The following is a 19,069-nucleotide window of genomic DNA, read 5'->3' as shown; positions in this document are numbered from 1 at the left end:
TCGGCAGAAGCTTTCCCGGTGGTGCCAAAAAGCGCCCCTCACCCCAACCCCTCTCCCGCAAGCGAGAGAGGGGCTGAACCTGCAGTTGCAGGCGGCGCTCGCGCTCGCAGATTTCTGGCCCCTCTACCGCGCGCGGGAGAGGGGTTGGGGTGAGGGCAAGCTCTTGATTTCCCCAAAAAAGAAAACGGGCCCTTTCGGGCCCGTTCTCCAAAACAAAAACCTAACGCTTTAAGCGCCGTGCGCAGCCAACTGGCCCAAACGCTGCACCGCAACCGACACAGTCGGGTAGTCCAGCGTCTTCTGTTCGGCCAACTCGGCCAGCATCGCCAGGGTGAAACGCAGGCCGCTGTCATCACGGCCCAACCACGCAGCCACCTTGGCCTCAGCGGTCGCGCCCTTCATCGCCAGCACCTGGCCAGCCAATGCACGCTGATGTGCAGCCAGCTCGTCGCGCAACACGCCACGGGCAACCGCATGCCAACGGCCGTTGACCTCCAGCGCGTCGATCTGCTCGAACAGCCACGGCATCTGCAGGGCTTCGCCCAGGCGGAAGTGGACCTTGGAGACGTCCACCGGCTTGAGCTTGCGCGGACGCGCCAGTTCAATGATGTCGAACGCCGGTTCCAGGAACTGCAGCTCGGACAACTGCTGTGCCAGCGCCGCCGGCAAGCCCTTCTCCTTCCACGCCACAACGCTGGCCTCGTAGGCCGGGCGCTGCGAATCAGGCAGCACGCCCGATGCAACGCGGATGTCGTTGAACGGACCCTGATAACGGTCCACCGCGGCAGTGATGCCCGGCATCGCGCCCGGACGGGTCAGCAGCCAACGCACGAACGAGCGCTGCAGCTTCCAGATCACTTCCAACGCATCCACCTGCACTGCTTCCGGCAAGGTGCCATCGAGTGCATCGATCTGCGTCCACAGTGCACGCGCATCCAGCGTTTCACGGCTGATGGTGTAGGCCTTGGCAACCTCGGCCACGGTACGGCCGGTGTCTTCCTGCATGCGCATCAGGAAGGTGGCGCCCATGCGATTGATGGTCTGGTTGGTCACGGCCGTGGCGATGATTTCGCGCTTCAGGCGGTGACGGTCCATCGCATCGGCGTACTTCTTCTGCAGCGGCTGCGGGAAGTAACGCAGCAGTTCCTTGGACAGGTACGGGTCTTCCGGGATGTCCGACTCCAGCAGCTGCTGGAAGGCGACGATCTTGGAGTACGACAGCAGTACCGCCAGCTCCGGACGGGTCAGGCCCTGGCCACGCAGCTTGCGCGCCGACAGCTCGGCGTCGGACGGCAGGAACTCGATCTGGCGATCCAGCAGGCCCTGCTTCTCCAGCGTGCGGATGAAGTGCTGCTTGGAGCCCAGACGCTTGCTGCTCATCCGCTCCATCAGGCTCAGCGCCTGGTTCTGACGGTAGTTGTCCATCAGCACCAGCTCGCCGACCTCGTCGGTCATCGAGGCCAGCAGCTTGTTGCGCTGGTCCACTGTGAGCTTCTTGGCGCGGACAACATCGTTGAGCAGGATCTTGATGTTGACTTCGTGGTCGGAGGTATCCACACCGGCCGAGTTGTCGATGAAGTCGGTGTTGAGCAGCACGCCTACCTGCGCGGCCTCGATGCGGCCGAGCTGGGTCATGCCCAGGTTGCCGCCCTCGCCCACGATCTTGCAGCGCAGCTCGCCACCGTTGACGCGCAGGCCGTTGTTGGCGCGGTCGCCGACATCGGCATGGGTCTCGCCCGCCGACTTGACGTAGGTACCGATGCCGCCGTTCCACAGCAGGTCAACCGGTGCCTTCAGCGCGGCATTGATCAGGTCGGTCGGGTTCATCGCCTTGATGCTGGCGTCGATGCCCAGTGCCTCACGCACTTCCGGGGTGATCTCGATCGACTTGAGCGAACGCGGGTAGATGCCGCCGCCCTTGCTGATCAGCTTGCTGTCGTAGTCTGCCCAGCTAGAACGCGGCACCTTGAACATGCGCGCGCGTTCCTTGAACGAGCTGGCAGCGGTCGGGTTCGGGTCGAGGAAGATGTGGCGGTGATCGAATGCGCAGACCAGGCGGATCTTCTCGGACAGCAGCATGCCGTTGCCGAACACGTCGCCGGACATATCGCCAACACCGACCACGGTGAAATCCTGCTTCTGGCAGTCACGGCCCAGCGCACGGAAGTGGCGCTTGACCGACTCCCACGCACCACGCGCGGTGATGCCCATCCCCTTGTGGTCGTAACCGACCGAGCCACCGGAAGCGAACGCATCGTCCAGCCAGAAACCGTGCGCACGGGCGATGCCGTTGGCGGTGTCGGAGAACGTGGCGGTGCCCTTGTCGGCAGCAACGACCAGGTACGGATCGTCCATGTCATGACGCACCACGCCCTGCGGCGGCACGATCTTGTTGTTGACGATGTTGTCGGTGATGTCGAGCAGGCCGTTGATGAAGCGCTTGTAGCAGGCCACGCCCTCGGCGAACCATGCGTCGCGATCCACCGACGGGTCCGGCAGCTGCTTGGCGAAGAAGCCGCCCTTGGAGCCGACCGGCACGATCACGGTGTTCTTCACCATCTGCGCCTTGACCAGGCCCAGCACCTCGGTGCGGAAGTCTTCGCGACGGTCCGACCAGCGCAGGCCACCACGGGCTACCGGGCCGAAGCGCAGGTGGGTACCTTCCACGCGCGGTCCGCACACGAAGATTTCGCGGTACGGGCGCGGCTTGGGCAGGTCCGGCACCTTGGCGGCGTCGAACTTGAAGCTGATGTAGTCGGCCGGGCCGCCATCGGCGCGCACGCCGTCCTTGCGCACCATGTAATAGCTGGTGCGCAGGGTGGCTTCGATCACGCCGATGAAGCTGCGCAGGATGCGGTCTTCGTCCAGGCTGGAAACGCCGTCGAGCAGCTTGACCAGCACTTCGTGCACCAACGCCATGCGCGCGGCACGGTCGCTCTTGCGCGCCTTGACCACGCCGTCGAGCAGCTTGAGGGTGGTGGCATCGTCACCGGCCAGCTGCTTGAACTGGGCCAGCTGTGCATCCAGCACCGCCTTGTCGGCCGACGGGGTCGGCTCGAAGCGGGCTTCGAACAGTTCCACGATCAGGCGCGCCAGCAGCGGGTAACGATTGAAGGTGCCTTCCACATAAGTCTGCGAGAACGGCACGCCGATCTGCAGCAGGTACTTGCAGTAGCCGCGCAGCATCGACACCTGGCGCCAATCCAGACCGGCGCCCAGCACCAGACGGTTGAAGCCATCGTTCTCGGCATCGCCGTGCCAGGTACGAGCGAATGCATCGCTGAAGGCGGCATTGGCGCTGGCCGGGTCGATCGCACCGATGGTGGATTCAACCTCGAAGTCCTGCACGTAGACCGGCGCTTCATCGACCATCAGCTTGTACGGGCGCTCGGCGATTACGCGCAGGCCCATGTTTTCCATCATCGGCAGCACGTCCGACAGTGGAATGTCTTCCAGCTGGCGGTACAGCTTCAGGCGCAGACCATCGACGCCATCGCGACGGATGGCCTGCAGGCTCAGACGCAGATCGTCCGGGCCGGTCAATGCGTCCAGCTGGGCGACGTCGGCCGCAGCGATTTCAGCGCTGGAGTCTTCGATGTAACCGGCCGGCAGGGCCTTGCCGATACGCGAGGCGATGCGCAGGCCTTCGCCTTCGCCATGGCTGTTGACCAGCGCTTCGCGCAGATCGTCCTGCCAGTTGCGCAGCACGTGGGCCAGGCGCTTTTCCATGCCCTCCACGTCCAGCTCCAGGCTCTGCCCGGCCTTGGGGCGCACGATCAGGTGCACCTGGGCCAGCGGCGAGTCGCCCAGCACTACGCTGGAATCGACGTATTCGCCCTGCAGCGCATCCTTCAACATGCTTTCAACGCGCAGACGCACGTCGGTGTTGAAGCGCTCGCGCGGCAGGAACACCAGTGCCGAGATGAAGCGACTGAACTTGTCACGGCGCAGGAACAGGCGGCTGCGCACGCGCTCCTGCAGGCCAAGCACGCCCATGGCGGTGCGGAACAGTTCGTCCTCGCTGGACTGGAACAGTTCTTCGCGCGGCAGCGACTCCAGGATATGACGCAGTGCCTTGCCGCTGTGGCTGGACAGGCTCAGGCCCGAACGTGCCATCACGTTTTCATAGCGCTGGCGCACCAGCGGGATTTCCCACGGGCGGCGGTTGTAAGCGCTGGAGGTGAACAGGCCGAGGAAGCGCTGCTCGCCGATGATCTTGCCCTTGGCGTCGAATTCCAGCACGCCGATGTAGTCCATGTAGCCGCCGCGGTGGATATGCGAGCGGGCATTGGTCTTGGTCAGGATCAGCGCGTCATGCAGGCTGCTGGTGGCGTTCAGGCCTTCGGCGGCGAGCCCCTTGACCGGGCGTGCCACCATCGTGTCCTTGCCGCGCATCAGGCCCAGCCCGGTGCCGTTCTGGGCGACCAGCACTTCTTCCTTGCCCTTCTTCTCTACCTTGTACTCGCGGTAGCCGAAGAAGGTGAAATGGTTGTCGGCGGCCCAGCGCAGGAACTCCTGCGCCTCGGCACGCGATTCCTTGCTGACCGGCAGCGAACGCTTGCCCAGGTCATCGGCCAGTGCCAGCGCCTTGTCGGTCATCGGCTGCCAGTCATTGACGATGGCGCGCACGTCGTCCACCGCAGCGGTGACTCGCTTGGCGATCGCGTCCAGCGCGTCGGCCGGCTGGCGATCAATCTCCAGCAACATCACCGACTCCAGCGCACCATTGCCAACGCCGCTGAGCTTGCCGGCCTTGTCGCGCGCGATATTGATCACCGGGTGGCCCAGCACGTGCACGCCGACGCCCTGCTCGGCCAGTGCCAGTGTCACCGTATCCACCAGGAACGGCATGTCGTCGTTGACGATCTGCAGCACGGTATGTGCCGATTCCCAACCGTCAGTCTTCAGCGTGGGATTGAACACACGCACATTGGCCTTGCCCGGCTTGCGGCTGCGGGCGAACTCGAGCATGCCGGCGGCCAGCACCGCCCAGTCGTCGGCCGAGTGCAGCTTGAACTCGTCGGCTTCCATGCGCTTGTAGAACGCCGTAGCAAATGCCACTGCCTGCGCCTGCGCGGCTGCAGCGGGATAACGCTTCCGCAAGGCTGCAAATACCGGTTCTAGCGAGAGGCCGGCGTCTGCGATGTTCTGCTTTACAGCCGGTTTGGATTTCGTCTTTACGGACTTGGCAGCACTGTTTTGCGATTTCATGGCAGAGCTTTGGGTGTTGCTCGGTTGGAGAAACCGCGATTGTATCGCTGGTAACAAAAAGAACCTTGCTGCAGGGCCGCATTATCTGCAGCGCAATCCGGGCAGAAACGACAGCGACAGCCCCGTATCTGGTGATAGCGATGCCGCAAGAATGTCCGCCACCTGAATCTCGTTTGCTCACCAACAGGAGTGAAAGACGAATTACGTTGCGGTGTTTCTGAACTGGACGGTATAGTCCACCGCTTATGCCAAACCCTTCTACCAGCCCCGCGCCAATCGACGCGCGTGATGAGCGCGTGTTCGAAGCGGTGCGGGAACTCTTGGCCGAACAGGGAATACGCCTGAGTATGGATGCCGTCGCGGCAGCGGCAGGCTGTTCCAAGCAGACGCTCTACAGCCGCTATGGCTGCAAACGCGAGCTGTTGCGCCAGGCCATGCAGCTGCATGTCTCCAACGCCACCGCCGCACTGGTGGTTGACGAAGACAAAGCCCTGCGCCAGGTCCTGCTCGATTTCGCCGTGGGCTATCTCGAAAACCGCAACAAACCCGCTGCCCGCCGCACCGCCCAGCTGATCGGCGCCAGCGCGCATGAGTTCCGCGACGAAGCGCAATATATGTACCTGGGCAGCAGTGAGGCATTGCGCAACCATGTAGCTGAATGGATGCACACCGAAATTCTCCGCGGCCGTTTGGACCATGACGACCCGCATTTCATGGCCGAGCTGTTAATAAGCATGATTGCTGGCCAGGATTTTGAACGACAGCGATTCCACGCCCCCCACCGCGACGACCCACACAACCGTCTCTGCTGGGCCGAATTTGCCGTTGACGGCTTCCTGCGTGCTTTTGCGCCGGCGCACCAAGCCACCACGGCCTCAAATAAAAACAACACCCGGAGTTTCTCCTGATGACCGCCCCACTCCGTCTTCTCGCTCTCACCTGTGCAGCGACATTGAGCCTTGCCGCCTGCAAAAAGCCGCAGGAGCAAGCTGCTCCGCCTCCGCAGGAGGTCGGCGTGGTGGACGCCAAACCGCAGACCCTGCCCTTGCAGCGTGAGCTGGTTGGCCGGCTGTCGCCGTTCCGCTCGGCCGACGTCCGCGCCCGCGTGGCCGGCGTGCTGCAGAAGCGCGTCTACGAAGAAGGCAGCACGGTCAAGGAAGGTCAGGTGCTGTTCCTGATCGACCCGGCGCCGCTGCAGGCCTCGCTGGCGTCTGCCGAAGGTGCGCTGGCAGCGGCCCGCGCCACCTACGTCAACGCCCGCGCCACCGCCACCCGCGCGCGCTCGCTGGCACCGCAGAGCTATGTCTCCAAGTCCGACCTGGACAGCGCCGAAGCCGCCGAACGCTCCTCGGCCGCCGCCGTGCAGCAGGCCGAAGCCGCTGTCACCGCTGCGCGCATCAATCTGGGCTATGCGCGGGTCACCTCGCCCATCGCCGGCCAGGCGGGCAAGCAGCAGGTCACCGAAGGTGCTCTGGTTGGCCAGGGCGATGTGACCCTGCTGACCACGGTTGATCAGATCGATCCGCTGTATGTGAACTTCTCGATGACCGCCGACGAACTGAGCCAGCTGCGTGCAGCCCAGGACAAGGGCGCGGTGGCACTGGCCGGCGACGGCAAGACCACGGTGCAGGTCAACCTGCCCGATGGCAGCGCCTACGGCCACGAAGGCAGCCTGGATTTCTCTTCGACCACGGTGGATCCGGCGACCGGCACGGTATCGCTACGTGCGCAGCTGCCCAACCCGGACCACATCCTTCTGCCGGGCTCGTTCGTCAGCTTCAAGGCCAACCTGGGCGAGCGCCACAACGCCTTCCTGGTGCCGCAGCAGGCCGTGCAGCGTGATACCCAGGGCGGCTACGTGCTGATCGTGGGCAAGGACGGCAAGGTCGCGCGCAAGAACATCAGCCTGGACAACCAGCAGGGTGCCAACTGGCTGGTTTCTTCCGGCCTGGCCGCCGGCGACCAGATCATTGTTTCCGGCATCCAGAAGGTCAAGGAAGGCGCCCCGGCCGTTGCCAAACCCTGGCAGCCCGACGCCGCCAAGCCCGCCGCTGGCGCGCCGGCCGCTGCCCCGGCAAAGAAAGAGTAACGGGACTCCACCATGCCTAAATTTTTCATCGAGCATCCCGTCTTCGCCTGGGTGGTGGCGATCCTGATCTCGCTTGGCGGCGTGATCTCGATCCTCAACCTGGGTATCGAGTCCTATCCGAGCGTGGCGCCACCGCAGGTGACCGTCACCGCCAACTACCCGGGCGCCAGTGCGTCCACCGCGGAAAAATCGGTCACCCAGGTGATCGAGCAGCAGCTGACCGGCATCGACAACCTGATGTATTTCAGCTCGTCGTCGTCATCGAACGGACGGGTCACCATCACCCTGACCTTCGACAGCGGCACCAATGCCGACATCGCCCAGGTGCAGGTGCAGAACAAGGTATCGCTGGCAACCCCGCGACTGCCTTCGGAAGTAACCAAGCAGGGCGTGGTGGTGGCCAAGGCCAACGCCGGCTTCCTGATGGCCGTGGGCGTGCGCTCGGATGACGGCAACGTCGACCGTGACGCGCTCAACGACATTGTCGGTGCGCGCGTGCTGGAGCAGATCTCGCGTGTTCCCGGCGTCGGCAGCACCCAGCAGTTCGGTTCCGAATACGCCATGCGCGTATGGCTGAACCCGGAAAAGCTGCAGGGCTACCACCTGTCGGCAACCGATGTTTACAACGCAATCGGCACCCAGAACCTGCAGTTCGCGGCAGGTTCGGTGGGCGGCGACCCGGCACCCAATGGCCAGGCCTTCACCGCAACCGTTGCCGCCGAAGGGCGCTACAGCAGCCCGGAAGAGTTCGAGAACACCATCCTGCGGGCCAACAGTGACGGCAGCGTGGTCAAGCTCAAGGACGTCGCCAAGGTTTCCTTCGGTGCGACCAACTACGGCTTTGACACCAAGTACAACGGCAAGCCGGTGGCTGTGTTCGCCATCCAGCTGCTGCCCGGCGCCAACGCCCTGGACGTGTCCGAGGCGGTGCGCGCAAAGATGGACGAGCTGGCACCGAGCTTCCCGCCCGGCGTGAGCTGGTTCACCCCCTACGACAGCACCACCTTCGTCACCATCTCGATCGAGGAAGTGATCCACACCCTGGTCGAGGCCATCATCCTGGTGTTCCTGGTGATGTTGATCTTCCTGCAGAACTTCCGCGCGACGATCATCCCCACCCTGGTCATCCCGGTGGCCCTGCTCGGCACCTTCATGGGCATGCTGGCGATCGGCTTCACCATCAACCAGCTGACCCTGTTCGCGATGGTGCTGGCGATCGGCATCGTGGTCGATGACGCCATCGTCGTCATCGAAAACGTCGAACGCATCATGAGCGAGGAGAAGCTCGACCCGAAGCCGGCCACGCAGAAAGCAATGAGCCAGATCACTGGCGCCGTGGTGGCAATCACCGTGGTGCTGGCTGCAGTGTTCATTCCCTCTGCCCTGCAGCCAGGTGCATCCGGCGAGATCTACAAGCAGTTCGCGCTGACCATCGCCATGGCGATGGCGTTCTCGGCCCTGCTGGCGCTGACCTTCACCCCGGCGCTGTGTGCGGCCTTCCTCAAGCCCACCCACAACGAGCATCCGAACTGGGTCTACCGCACCTTCAACAAGTACTACGGCAAGCTGGAAAAGAGCTATGTCGGCACCGTCGGCGGTGTCATCCGGCACGCCCCGCGCTGGTTGATGGTATTCGCGCTGCTGCTGGTGCTGTGTGGCTTCCTGTTCACCCGCTTGCCGGGCAGCTTCCTGCCGGAAGAAGACCAGGGCTATGCGCTGGCCATCGTGCAGTTGCCGCCGGGTGCCACCAAGACCCGCACCACCGCTGTGTTCGACCAGCTGCTCGGCACCTTGCAGCAGGAAGATGCGTTTGAAGGCCTGATGCAGATCACCGGTTTCAGCTTCATCGGTTCCGGTGAAAACGTGGGTATGGCCTTCGTCCGCCTCAAGGATTGGAGCGAACGCAAGGAAACCGCGCCTGAGTTCATCCAGAAAATGAACCAGAAGGCCTACAGCATCAAGGACGCGCAGATCTTCTTCGTCAACCTGCCGACCGTGCAGGGCCTGGGCCAGTTCGGTGGTTTCGACATGTGGCTGCAGGACCGTACCGGCGCCGGCCAGGAGGCGTTGATGAACGCCCGCAACACCCTGCTGGGTGCGGCCGGGCAGGACAAGGCCTTGGTCGGCGTACGCCCCAATACGCTGGAAAACTCGCCGCAGCTGCAGCTCAAGGTGGACCGCGTGCAGGCCCAGGCCATGGGCGTATCGGTCAATGACGTCTATACCGCCATCCAGATGATGCTGGCACCGGTCTACGTCAACGACTTCTTCTATGGTGGCCGCATCAAGCGCGTCAACATGCAGGCCGACGCCGCCTACCGCACCGGTCCGGAATCGCTGAACAGCTATTTTGTGCCGAGCTCGCTGAGCAAGGACGCCACCGGCCAGCCGGCGATGATTCCGCTCAGCTCGGTGGTCAAGTCGGAGTGGATCTATGCCCCGCCGGCACTGAACCGCTACAACGGCTACTCGGCGGTCAACATCGTCGGCGCACCGGCTCCGGGCAGCAGTTCCGGCCAGGCCATGTCGACCATGGAACGACTGGTACGTGACGACCTGCCGGCCGGCTTCGGCTATGACTGGTCGGGCATGTCCTACCAGGAAATCCTGGCCGGCAACGCGGCGACGCTGCTGATGGTGTTGTCGATCGTGGTGGTGTTCCTGTGTCTTGCAGCGCTGTATGAAAGCTGGTCGATCCCGGTCTCGGTGCTGCTGGTGGTGCCGATCGGCATCCTCGGCGCGGTGGTGTTCTCGCTGCTGCGTGGCCTGCCGAACGATCTGTATTTCAAGATCGGCATGGTGACGGTGATTGGTCTGGCGGCGAAGAACGCGATCCTGATCGTGGAGTTCGCGGTCGAGCAGCGTGCAGCCGGCAAGACCCTGCGCGAGGCGACCATCGAAGCGGCACATCTGCGTTTCCGCCCGATCCTGATGACCTCGTTTGCGTTCATCCTCGGCGTGCTGCCGATGGCCATCTCCAGCGGTGCCGGCGCCAATGCACGCCACTCGCTGGGTACCGGCGTGATCGGCGGCATGTTGTTCGCCACCGTGATCGGCGTGCTGCTGATCCCGCTGTTCTTCGTCAGCGTGCGGCGCATGCTCGGTGACAAGCTGGACGAGCAGTCCAAGGAGTACATCGAACAGCACAAGGTACGCGCGGTGCAGGAAGACCGCTGATACGAAAAGCCCCGGCAATGCCGGGGCTTTTTTTTGCACTTGTAGTGCCGCGCCAATCGAGGGAGAAGCGTTACCCGTGGTGCCTCGGGCCATCCAGGCGCGGCACTGCCGTGTGCTTAGCGCACGCCGGTTTCGTTGCGGGCGATGACCAGACGCTGGATCTCCGACGTGCCTTCATAGATCTCGGTGATCTTGGCATCGCGGAAATAACGCTCCAGCGGCATTTCCTTGGAATAGCCCATGCCACCGTGGATCTGCACCGCCTGGTGGGCAATCCACATCGCCGCCTCCGAAGCGGTCAACTTGGCTACCGCTGCCTCGGTGGAGAAGCGCTTGCCCTGCGACTTCAACCAAGCCGCGCGCAAGGTCAGCAGCATGGCTGCGTCCAGCTTGCATTTCATGTCGGCGATCTTGGCCTGGATCATCTGGAAGCTGCCGATCGGCGCACCAAACGATTTGCGGTCCTTCACATAGGCAAGCGAGGCTTCATAGGCGGCACGGGCAATGCCCACCGCCTGCGACGCGATGCCGATGCGGCCCGAATCCAACAGGCTCATCGCGATCTTGAAGCCCTCGCCTTCGTTGCCGATCACGTCTTCGGCAGCGGCAACATAGTCCTGGAACTCGATCTCGCAGGTTGCCGAAGCACGCACGCCGAGCTTGGGCTCAGTCTTGCCGCGGCCGAAGCCCGACTTGTGGGTATCGATCATGAACGCAGTGATGCCGCGCGAGCGCTTGTCCGGGTCGGTCATCGCAAACAACACGATGTAACGCGCCACCGGGCCCGAGGTGATCCAGCTCTTCTGGCCGTTGATCACAAACGAACCATCGGCCTGCTTGACCGCGCGGCAACGCATGGCAGTGGCGTCCGAACCGGACTGCGACTCCGTCAACGCGAACGCACCGATCTCGCTGCCTTCGGCAATCGCACGCACGTAGATCTGCTTCTGCGCCTCGGTGCCATAACCCAGCACCGCGTTGCAGAACAGCGAATTGTTCACCGACATGATGGTGGCATGGGCTGCATCGGCCGCAGAAACCTCGATGATCGCCAGCACGCTGGAGATGGGGTCCATACCCGAGCCGCCGTATTCCACCGGCACTTCGATGCCCATCAGGCCGTTCTCGCCGAGCAGGCGGATGTTCTCCAGCGGGTACTCACCGGTGGCGTCGAAGTGCTCGGCACTGGGGGCGATCTTTTCTTTGGCGATACGGCGTGCGACGTCCTGCAGCATCAGCTGCTCGTCGGAAAAACTGAAGTCCACTACACCCCTCCCAGGGTTTATCAAGTTGCGATTGTAACCATCGCAACCCCGTTCAGCCTATGCATCTTCTTGACCGGAACCGGCAATACAACGAAAATATCTCTATATCGCGATAGGTAGATATTTATGGATCTGGAAGACTGGTCAACCCGTCTGAAAGTGTTCGCCGATGCGACGCGCGTGCGTCTGTTGACGCTGCTTGAGCAGGAAGAACTGACTGTGGCCGAGCTGTCGGCCATCACCACGCTGGCACAGCCACGCGTGTCCACCCATCTGGCCCGGCTCAAGGAAGCCGGCCTGGTGCGCGACCGCCGCGCCGGCGTCTCGGCGTACTACCGCTTTGACGAAGCCGCACTGGATTCGGCGCAGCGCGCATTGTGGCATGCCCTCAGCAGTGGCAGCGACGACCCGCTGCTGCGCCAGGATGCCGAGCGTGTACCGGCGGTGCTGGCCATGCGTGCGGCCGACCAGAACTGGGCGGACAGCGTCGCCGGCGACATGGAGCGCCATTATTCGCCCGGCCGCACCTGGGAAGCGATGGCACGCAGCGCCCTGCCGCTGCTGGAAACCGGTGATGTGCTGGACATCGCCTCCGGCGACGGCGTGTTGGCCGAGCTGCTGGCCCCGCACGCAAAGCGTTATGTCTGCATCGACACCAGTGCCCGCGTCGTCGCCGCCGCCAGCGAGCGCCTGCGCAAGCTGCCCAATGTCGAGGTGCTGGAAGGCGACATGCACAAGCTGCCGTTCGCCGATGGCAGCTTCGACCTGGTGGTGCTGATGCACGCCCTCACCTACTCCAGCCAGCCGGCCAAGGCCGTGGCTGAATGCGCCCGCGTGCTGCGCCCGCAAGGCCGGCTGATGCTGTGCAGCCTGGCCCGCCATGAGCACAAGGCTGCGGTGGAAGCCTACGGCCACGTCAATCTCGGTTTCACCGGCAAGGAGCTGCGCAAGTTCGTGGAAAAGGCCGGGCTGGAAGTATCCAGTCTGGAGACCGTCACCCGCGAAAAGCGCCCGCCGCACTTCGAAGTGATCTCGCTGATCGCGCACCAATCCTGACACGAGCACCCGGCCCGCCCTATGCAAGCCCTCCCCTGGCTCCACCCCGATCGCGTCCACAAACTGCTCGATGCCCTGGCCCAGCGCATCCTGATCATCGATGGTGCGATGGGGACAATGATCCAGCGCCATCGCCTGGAGGAAGGCGACTATCGCGGCGAGCGTTTTGCCGAGGGCTTCGACAGCCAGCATGTCCATGGCGCCGGCTGCGGGCACGACCTGAAGGGCAACAACGATCTATTGCTGCTGACCAAGCCTGACGTGATCGCCGGCATCCATACCGCCTACCTTGAAGCCGGTGCGGATCTGCTGGAAACCAATACCTTCAACGCTACCTCGGTCAGCCAGGCCGACTATCACCTGGAACACCTGGTGTATGAGTTGAACAAGGCTGGTGCCCAGGTTGCGCGCCAGTGCTGTGATGCCATCGAAGCGACCAACCCGGCCAAGCCGCGCTTCGTGATCGGCGTGCTCGGCCCGACCAGCCGCACCGCCTCGATCAGCCCCGACGTCAACGACCCCGGCTTCCGCAACACCAGTTTCGACGCATTGCGCGCGACCTACCGCGAAGCCATCGAAGGCCTGATCGACGGCGGCGCCGACACCCTGATGGTGGAAACCATCTTCGACACGCTCAATGCCAAGGCCGCGCTGTTCGCCATCGAGGAAGTATTCGATGCGCGCGGCGGCCGCCTGCCGATCATGATCTCCGGCACCATCACCGATGCCTCCGGCCGCACCTTGTCCGGGCAGACCGCCGAAGCCTTCTACGCGTCGGTCTCGCACGGCCAGCCGCTGTCGATCGGCTTCAACTGCGCGCTCGGTGCCACCGACATGCGCCCGCATGTGGAAACGCTGGCGCAGATCTCCAGCGGCTATGTCAGCGCGCATCCGAATGCCGGCCTGCCCAATGCCTTCGGCGAGTACGACGAGACGCCCGAGGAAATGGCCACCACGCTCAAGGAGTTCGCCCAGTCCGGCCTGCTGAACCTGGTAGGCGGTTGCTGCGGCACCTCGCCCGACCATATCCGCGCCATCGCCGAGGCTGTCGCCGGGCTGCCGCCGCGCAGGCTGCCGCTGGCTGCAGACAAAGCTGCTTGAGGAACACGCGATGAAGAAGATTCTTCTGGTCGGTGCCAGTGGCACCCTGGGTTCGGCGGTTGCGCAGCATCTGCGGCAACAGCATCAGGTCATCACCGCGTCTCGCTCGGATCCGCTGCACAGCGTTGATCTTGGCAGCGACGACAGCGTGAGCGCGCTGCTGCAGGCCGTCGGCCCGCTCGATGCCATTGTCGCCACCACCGGCAGTGTCCACTTCGGGCCGCTGACGCAGATGAGCCCTGCACAGTTCGCCCAGGGCCTGCAGGACAAACTGCTGGGCCAGGTGCGCTTGGCATTGCTGGGCCAACACCACCTGCGTGACGGCGGCAGCATCACCTTGACCACCGGCATCCTGACGGAGCAGCCGATCGCGCAGGGCGCCAGCGCCAGCAGCGTCAACGCCGCCATCGAAGGTTTCGTACACGCTGCCGCGCTGGAACTGCCGCGCGGCCTGCGCATCAACGCGGTAAGCCCCAGCGTGCTGACTGAAGCGCTGGACGCCTATGGCGACTTCTTCCCCGGCTTTGAACCGGTCTCCGCCGCCCGCGCCGCACTGGCTTACCAGCGCAGCATCGACGGTATCGCCAATGGACAGGTTTTCAAGGTCTGGTAATGAGCAACGACACCGCAACCCACTACACCCGCCTGTCGGGCCTGGAACCACTGGTCATCACCCCTGACCTGTTGTTCATCAATGTTGGTGAGCGCACCAACGTCACCGGCAGCGCGCAGTTCCGCAAACTGGTCAAGGAAGAACGTTACGAAGAAGCGGTGGAAGTCGCCCGCCAGCAGGTTGCCAGCGGTGCACAGATCCTCGACGTCAACATGGACGAGGGCCTGATCGATTCCGAGAAGGCGATGGCGCGGTTCCTCAACCTGATCATGTCCGAGCCGGATATCGCCCGCATTCCGGTGATGGTCGATTCGTCCAAGTGGAGCGTGATCGAAGCCGGCCTGAAATGCCTGCAGGGCAAGAGCGTGGTCAACTCGATCTCGCTGAAGGAAGGCGAAGCCGCGTTCCTGGAACACGCCCGGCTGGTGCGCCGTTATGGTGCCGCGGCGGTGGTGATGGCCTTCGACGAAGTCGGCCAGGCCGATACCTGCGAGCGCAAGGTCGAGATCTGCACGCGCGCCTACCGCATCCTCACCGAGCAGGTGGGCTTCCCGCCGGAAGACATCATCTTCGACCCCAACATCTTTGCCGTGGCCACCGGCATCGAGGAACACGACAACTACGCGGTGGACTTCATTGAAGCCACCCGCATCATCAAGCGCACCCTGCCGCACTGCCATGTGTCCGGCGGCGTATCGAACGTTTCGTTCTCGTTCCGTGGCAACGAAACCGTGCGCCAGGCGATCCACTCGGTGTTCCTGTACCACGCCATCAAGGCCGGCATGGACATGGGCATCGTCAACGCCGGCGCCATGCCGATCTACGACCAGCTCGATCCGGAACTGCGCGAACGCGTGGAAGATGTGATCCTCAACCGCCGCCGCGATGGCACCGAGCGTTTGCTGGAAATCGCCGAGCGCTACAAAGGCAAGAAAGGCGAGAAGAAAGTCGAGGACCTTGCCTGGCGCGAACGTCCGGTACGCGACCGTCTGGCCCACGCGCTGGTGCAAGGGTTGGATGCCTGGGTTGAAGAAGACACCGAAGAAGCGCGGCAGCAGTCCAGCCGCCCGCTGGACGTGATTGAAGGCCCGCTGATGGACGGCATGAACGTGGTCGGCGACCTGTTCGGTGCCGGCAAGATGTTCCTGCCGCAGGTGGTCAAATCCGCCCGCGTGATGAAGAAGGCTGTGGCCTATCTGCTGCCCTTCATCGAAGAAGAAAAGGCGCGCACCGGCGAAGTCGGCAAGACCAACGGCAAGATCATCATGGCCACGGTCAAGGGTGACGTGCATGACATCGGCAAGAACATCGTTGGCGTCGTGCTTGCCTGCAACAACTTCGAAGTAGTCGACCTGGGCGTGATGGTGCCGGCGCAGAAGATCCTCGACGCGGCACGCGCCGAGAACGCCGACATCATCGGTCTGTCCGGGCTGATCACGCCCTCGCTGGAGGAAATGAGCCACGTCGCCAAGGAAATGCAGCGGCAGGGCTTCGAGCTGCCGTTGATGATTGGCGGTGCAACCACCTCGCGCGCGCATACCGCGCTGAAGATCGACCCGTTCTACAGCGCGCCAACGGTGTGGGTGAAAGATGCCTCGCGTGCGGTCGGCGTCGCCCAATCGCTGATCTCGCGCGAACTGCGCGCCAGCTTCGTCGCCGCCAACGATGCCGACTATGCGGATATCCGCCAGCGCCACCGCAACCGCGGCGATGCCAAGCGCCTGGTTTCGCTGGAACATGCGCGCGGCCAGCGCTTCAGCTGCGACTGGAGCCAGTACACGCCGCCGACGCCGAACCAGCCCGGCGTACATGTATTCGACGACTACCCGCTGCAGGACCTGATTCCGGTCATCGACTGGACGCCGTTCTTCCAGGCCTGGGAACTGGCCGGCAAGTACCCGGCCATCCTGACGGACGAAATCGTAGGCCCGCAGGCGAGTGATCTTTTCGCCGATGCGCAGGCGATGCTCAAGCGCATCGTTGACGAGAAGTGGCTGACGGCGCGGGCGGTGTTCGGCTTGTGGCCGGCAAACAGCAGCGGAGACGATGTCGTGCTCTCCCTTCTCCCGCATGCGGGAGACAGTGCTGTTTCCTCCCTTCTGCCGCATGCGGGAGACAGTGCTGTTTCCTCCCTTCTGCCGCATGCGGGAGACAGTGCTGTTTCCTCCCTTCTCCCGCATGCGGGAGAAGGTGCCCGAAGGGCGGATGAGGGCAAGCTTTCTGCTTCTTCGCTTGTGCCAAGCACCCTCACCCCAACCCCTCTCCCGCAGGGAGAGGGGCTAGATCAGCAGCACACCCTGCACTTCCTGCGCCAGCAGGTCGACAAGCCGGCCGAGCGCCCGGACTTCTGCCTGGCCGATTTCATTGCACCGGCCGACAGCGGCAAACAGGACTGGATCGGCGCGTTCGCGGTGACCGCAGGTATCGGCATCGACGCGCACGTCGCCCGTTATGAAGCCGACCACGACGACTACAACGCCATCCTGCTCAAGGCCCTGGCCGACCGCCTGGCCGAAGCCATGGCCGAACGCCTGCACCAGCGCGTGCGTACCGAGTTCTGGGGCTACGCCAGCGGCGAACAGCTCGACAACGAGGCACTGATCGCCGAGAAGTACAGCGGCATCCGCCCAGCCCCGGGCTACCCCGCCTGCCCCGAGCACAGCGAGAAACAGGCGCTATTTGAACTGCTCGGCGCCGAGGGCATCGGCATGTCGCTGACCGAGAGCTTCGCCATGCTGCCTACCGCCGCGGTGTCCGGCTATTACTTCAGCCATCCGCAGAGCCAGTACTTCGTGGTCGGCCGCGTGTCGCGCGAACAGGTCAGCGACTACGCCAAACGCAAAGGCGTGGACCGCGCCCAGGTCGAGCGCTGGTTGGCATCCAACCTCGATTACGATCCGGAATGATCTTGCCCCTGGCAGCGGCGACAAGGCCGCTGCCAGCCACTATCCTGCACGTTGCACTCCTGGGCTCCATTCCATGTCTAGCCGCAACGCCGAGCTGATCCGCAAGCACGCCGCCGCCGGCCGCATCGGCCTATGCGGTACCGACGACTGGGTCGGCAAGGCCATCCGCAAGGCGCAGGCGCCACTGACCCAGGACGGCCATCGCAGCCTGTGGTCGCATGCGTTCCTGTTCAGCGAACAACGCCTGGACGGACACTGGTGGGTGCTGGAATCGGATCTGGACCTGCGCAATCGGCAACTGCGCCTTGGGGCGCAGGAAAACCGCGCCGACCGCTATTTCGACGACGAGGCCTTTCCCAACCTGGCCATCCTCGATTTCGGCCTGGACGCCGCGCAGACCCACAAGGTGCAGATCGCCGCACTGGACCTGCTGTCGGGCCTGTCCAGTTACTCGCTCAGTGAACTGGTCGGCACCCTGTTCGCCATGCACAGCACCCGCCTGCGCCGGCGCAGCAACGTGCTGTCCAAGGAAGGCGCGCTGTATTGCTCGGCGATGGTGCAGCACTGCTATGCGGCCGCCGGCGTAGACCTGATGCCCGGCGTTCACGGCAAGAATGTAGCCCCGCAGGACATCTACAATTCGGCGTTGCCCCACTCCACGCATTCGCTGATCCGTGACCTGGGAATCTCCAGCCTGCGCCGCTTCACCCACAGCGCCAAAGAGCTGTTGGATACGCCGGTTCAAGACCTGTTCTGAGCCACCGCGCTCAGGCCGCTTCCTGCTCGAGCATCTGTATCAGCAGGCAGGCCAGTGCCCTGGCCTGTGGATCCAGCGCGGCACGGTGCAGCAGCGCCAGTTCCACGCCGTCAATCGGCGGCAAGCCGCTTTCCTGCCCCAATACCTTGTGTGCTGCCGTCACCGCCCGTGCCGGCAGCAGACTGATACCCAGGCCATCGGCCACCGCCGACTGGATGCCGCCCAGGCTGGAGCTGGTGAAACTGATCCGCCAGCGTCGCCCCAATGCTTCGACCGCATCGATCATGTCTTCGCGATACATGCCGCGCGGCGGAAACGCCACCAGCGGCACTGGATTGAGCAGCAGCGAGGGCGTGCTGATGCTGTCCACCCAGCACATGGGTTCGGGCCAGCAGGCCACCGCCTCACGACTGCCGCGGCGCTGCTTGACCAGGATCACGTCCAGCTCGCCGCGGTCATACGCCTCGGTCAGGGCCCGGCTCAAGCCGCTGCTGACCTCCAGTTTGACCTGCGGATGGGTGCGGCTGAATTCGGCCAGCATGCCGGTGGTACGCCCGGCCGCGAAGTCCTCCGGCACACCCAGGCGTATCACCGTCGCCACGCCTTCGCCTGACAGCAACTCCCCCAACTGTTCGTTCAACGCCAGCATGCGTCGCGCATAGCCCAGTACGGTTTCACCGATGTCGGTGGGCCGCACATCACGTACGCCGCGGTCGAGCAGGCGATGTCCTGCCAGGTCTTCAAGACGCCGCAGCTTCTGGCTGACCGTGGATTGGGTGGAATGCAGCCGCGCCGCTGCCACGGTGAAACTGCCGCAGTCGGCGACCGTCACCAAGGCCCGCAGCAGGTCCAGCTCGTAGTGCACTCTATTTGTTTTTTCACTGACCCTTACCA

The 19,069-nt window shown here is 63.8% G+C and carries 11 protein-coding genes and 1 pseudogene; 9 read left to right on the top strand and 3 right to left on the bottom strand.

The genetic code is table 11. The annotated features are described in order from the left end of the window. Positions 1–228 precede the first annotated feature (228 nt). Complete coding sequence (locus tag ACVOKO_RS13010; RefSeq protein WP_430980774.1) at positions 229–5,211, bottom strand: NAD-glutamate dehydrogenase; 4,983 nt, start codon at positions 5,209–5,211, stop codon at positions 229–231. Between ACVOKO_RS13010 and ACVOKO_RS13005 the strand changes: the two genes are divergently transcribed. The 4 genes and pseudogenes from ACVOKO_RS13005 (at position 5,144) to ACVOKO_RS12990 (ending at position 10,477) form a co-directional block, all read left to right on the top strand. Continuing rightward, on the top strand, positions 5,144–5,377 hold the full coding sequence (locus tag ACVOKO_RS13005; protein ID WP_346499334.1) for a hypothetical protein: 234 nt from the start codon (positions 5,144–5,146) through the stop codon (positions 5,375–5,377). The genes ACVOKO_RS13010 and ACVOKO_RS13005 overlap by 68 nt on opposite strands. 79 nt (positions 5,378–5,456) lie before the next feature. Next, the gene (locus ACVOKO_RS13000) at positions 5,457–6,119 is read left to right on the top strand and encodes a TetR/AcrR family transcriptional regulator (protein WP_346499331.1); all 663 of its coding nucleotides are present in this window, start codon (positions 5,457–5,459) and stop codon (positions 6,117–6,119) included. Further along, a pseudogene (locus tag ACVOKO_RS12995) lies at positions 6,119–7,288 on the top strand (efflux RND transporter periplasmic adaptor subunit); the annotation flags it as partial. The gene ACVOKO_RS13000 and the pseudogene ACVOKO_RS12995, both read left to right, overlap by 1 nt. A gap of 24 nt (positions 7,289–7,312) precedes the next feature. Next, a complete protein-coding gene (locus tag ACVOKO_RS12990; RefSeq protein WP_346499330.1) occupies positions 7,313–10,477 on the top strand; it encodes a multidrug efflux RND transporter permease subunit in 3,165 nt (1,054 codons plus the stop codon). Positions 10,478–10,593: 116 nt separating this feature from the next. On the opposite strand, the gene ACVOKO_RS12985 is transcribed toward ACVOKO_RS12990, so the two are convergent. Next, positions 10,594–11,766 (bottom strand): acyl-CoA dehydrogenase family protein, encoded by a 1,173-nt coding sequence (locus ACVOKO_RS12985; protein ID WP_430980773.1) that lies wholly within the window; start codon positions 11,764–11,766, stop codon positions 10,594–10,596. Positions 11,767–11,868: 102 nt separating this feature from the next. Between ACVOKO_RS12985 and ACVOKO_RS12980 the strand changes: the two genes are divergently transcribed. From ACVOKO_RS12980 to ACVOKO_RS12960, 5 genes are all read left to right on the top strand, one after another. After that, positions 11,869–12,798 carry an ArsR/SmtB family transcription factor gene (locus tag ACVOKO_RS12980; protein WP_346499328.1) on the top strand — a complete coding sequence of 310 codons (930 nt, stop codon included), beginning with the start codon at positions 11,869–11,871 and terminating at the stop codon, positions 12,796–12,798. A gap of 21 nt (positions 12,799–12,819) precedes the next feature. Beyond that, the gene (locus tag ACVOKO_RS12975) at positions 12,820–13,899 is read left to right on the top strand and encodes a homocysteine S-methyltransferase family protein (protein ID WP_346499327.1); all 1,080 of its coding nucleotides are present in this window, start codon (positions 12,820–12,822) and stop codon (positions 13,897–13,899) included. Between the two features lie 10 nt (positions 13,900–13,909). After that, entirely contained in the window at positions 13,910–14,512 is a 603-nt protein-coding gene (locus ACVOKO_RS12970; RefSeq protein ID WP_346499326.1) for a short chain dehydrogenase, read from the top strand. Further along, the gene (metH, locus tag ACVOKO_RS12965; protein ID WP_346499325.1) at positions 14,512–17,418 is read left to right on the top strand and encodes a methionine synthase; all 2,907 of its coding nucleotides are present in this window, start codon (positions 14,512–14,514) and stop codon (positions 17,416–17,418) included. The genes ACVOKO_RS12970 and metH overlap by 1 nt, the downstream gene beginning before the upstream one ends. A gap of 73 nt (positions 17,419–17,491) precedes the next feature. After that, the gene (locus ACVOKO_RS12960; protein ID WP_346499324.1) at positions 17,492–18,175 is read left to right on the top strand and encodes a hypothetical protein; all 684 of its coding nucleotides are present in this window, start codon (positions 17,492–17,494) and stop codon (positions 18,173–18,175) included. 10 nt (positions 18,176–18,185) lie between these two features. Here ACVOKO_RS12960 and ACVOKO_RS12955 read toward each other — a convergent pair whose 3' ends face one another. After that, a complete protein-coding gene (locus ACVOKO_RS12955; RefSeq protein WP_346499323.1) occupies positions 18,186–19,040 on the bottom strand; it encodes a LysR substrate-binding domain-containing protein in 855 nt (284 codons plus the stop codon). Between the last annotated feature and the right edge of the window lie 29 nt (positions 19,041–19,069).

The organism is Stenotrophomonas sp. STEN240, from assembly GCF_056756175.1.
The sequence above is the reverse complement of the archived record's forward strand: the minus strand, read 5'-3'. Positions and strand labels throughout refer to the sequence as shown.

Coding starts and splice junctions, on each gene's coding strand:
- metH (WP_346499325.1), top strand. CDS start 14,512: ATGAGCAACGACACCGCAACCCACTACACCCGCCTGTCGGGCCTGGAA.
- ACVOKO_RS12960 (WP_346499324.1), top strand. CDS start 17,492: ATGTCTAGCCGCAACGCCGAGCTGATCCGCAAGCACGCCGCCGCCGGC.
- ACVOKO_RS12970 (WP_346499326.1), top strand. CDS start 13,910: ATGAAGAAGATTCTTCTGGTCGGTGCCAGTGGCACCCTGGGTTCGGCG.
- ACVOKO_RS13000 (WP_346499331.1), top strand. CDS start 5,457: ATGCCAAACCCTTCTACCAGCCCCGCGCCAATCGACGCGCGTGATGAG.
- ACVOKO_RS12990 (WP_346499330.1), top strand. CDS start 7,313: ATGCCTAAATTTTTCATCGAGCATCCCGTCTTCGCCTGGGTGGTGGCG.
- ACVOKO_RS12975 (WP_346499327.1), top strand. CDS start 12,820: ATGCAAGCCCTCCCCTGGCTCCACCCCGATCGCGTCCACAAACTGCTC.
- ACVOKO_RS13005 (WP_346499334.1), top strand. CDS start 5,144: ATGTTCTGCTTTACAGCCGGTTTGGATTTCGTCTTTACGGACTTGGCA.
- ACVOKO_RS13010 (WP_430980774.1), bottom strand. CDS start 5,211: ATGAAATCGCAAAACAGTGCTGCCAAGTCCGTAAAGACGAAATCCAAA.
- ACVOKO_RS12980 (WP_346499328.1), top strand. CDS start 11,869: ATGGATCTGGAAGACTGGTCAACCCGTCTGAAAGTGTTCGCCGATGCG.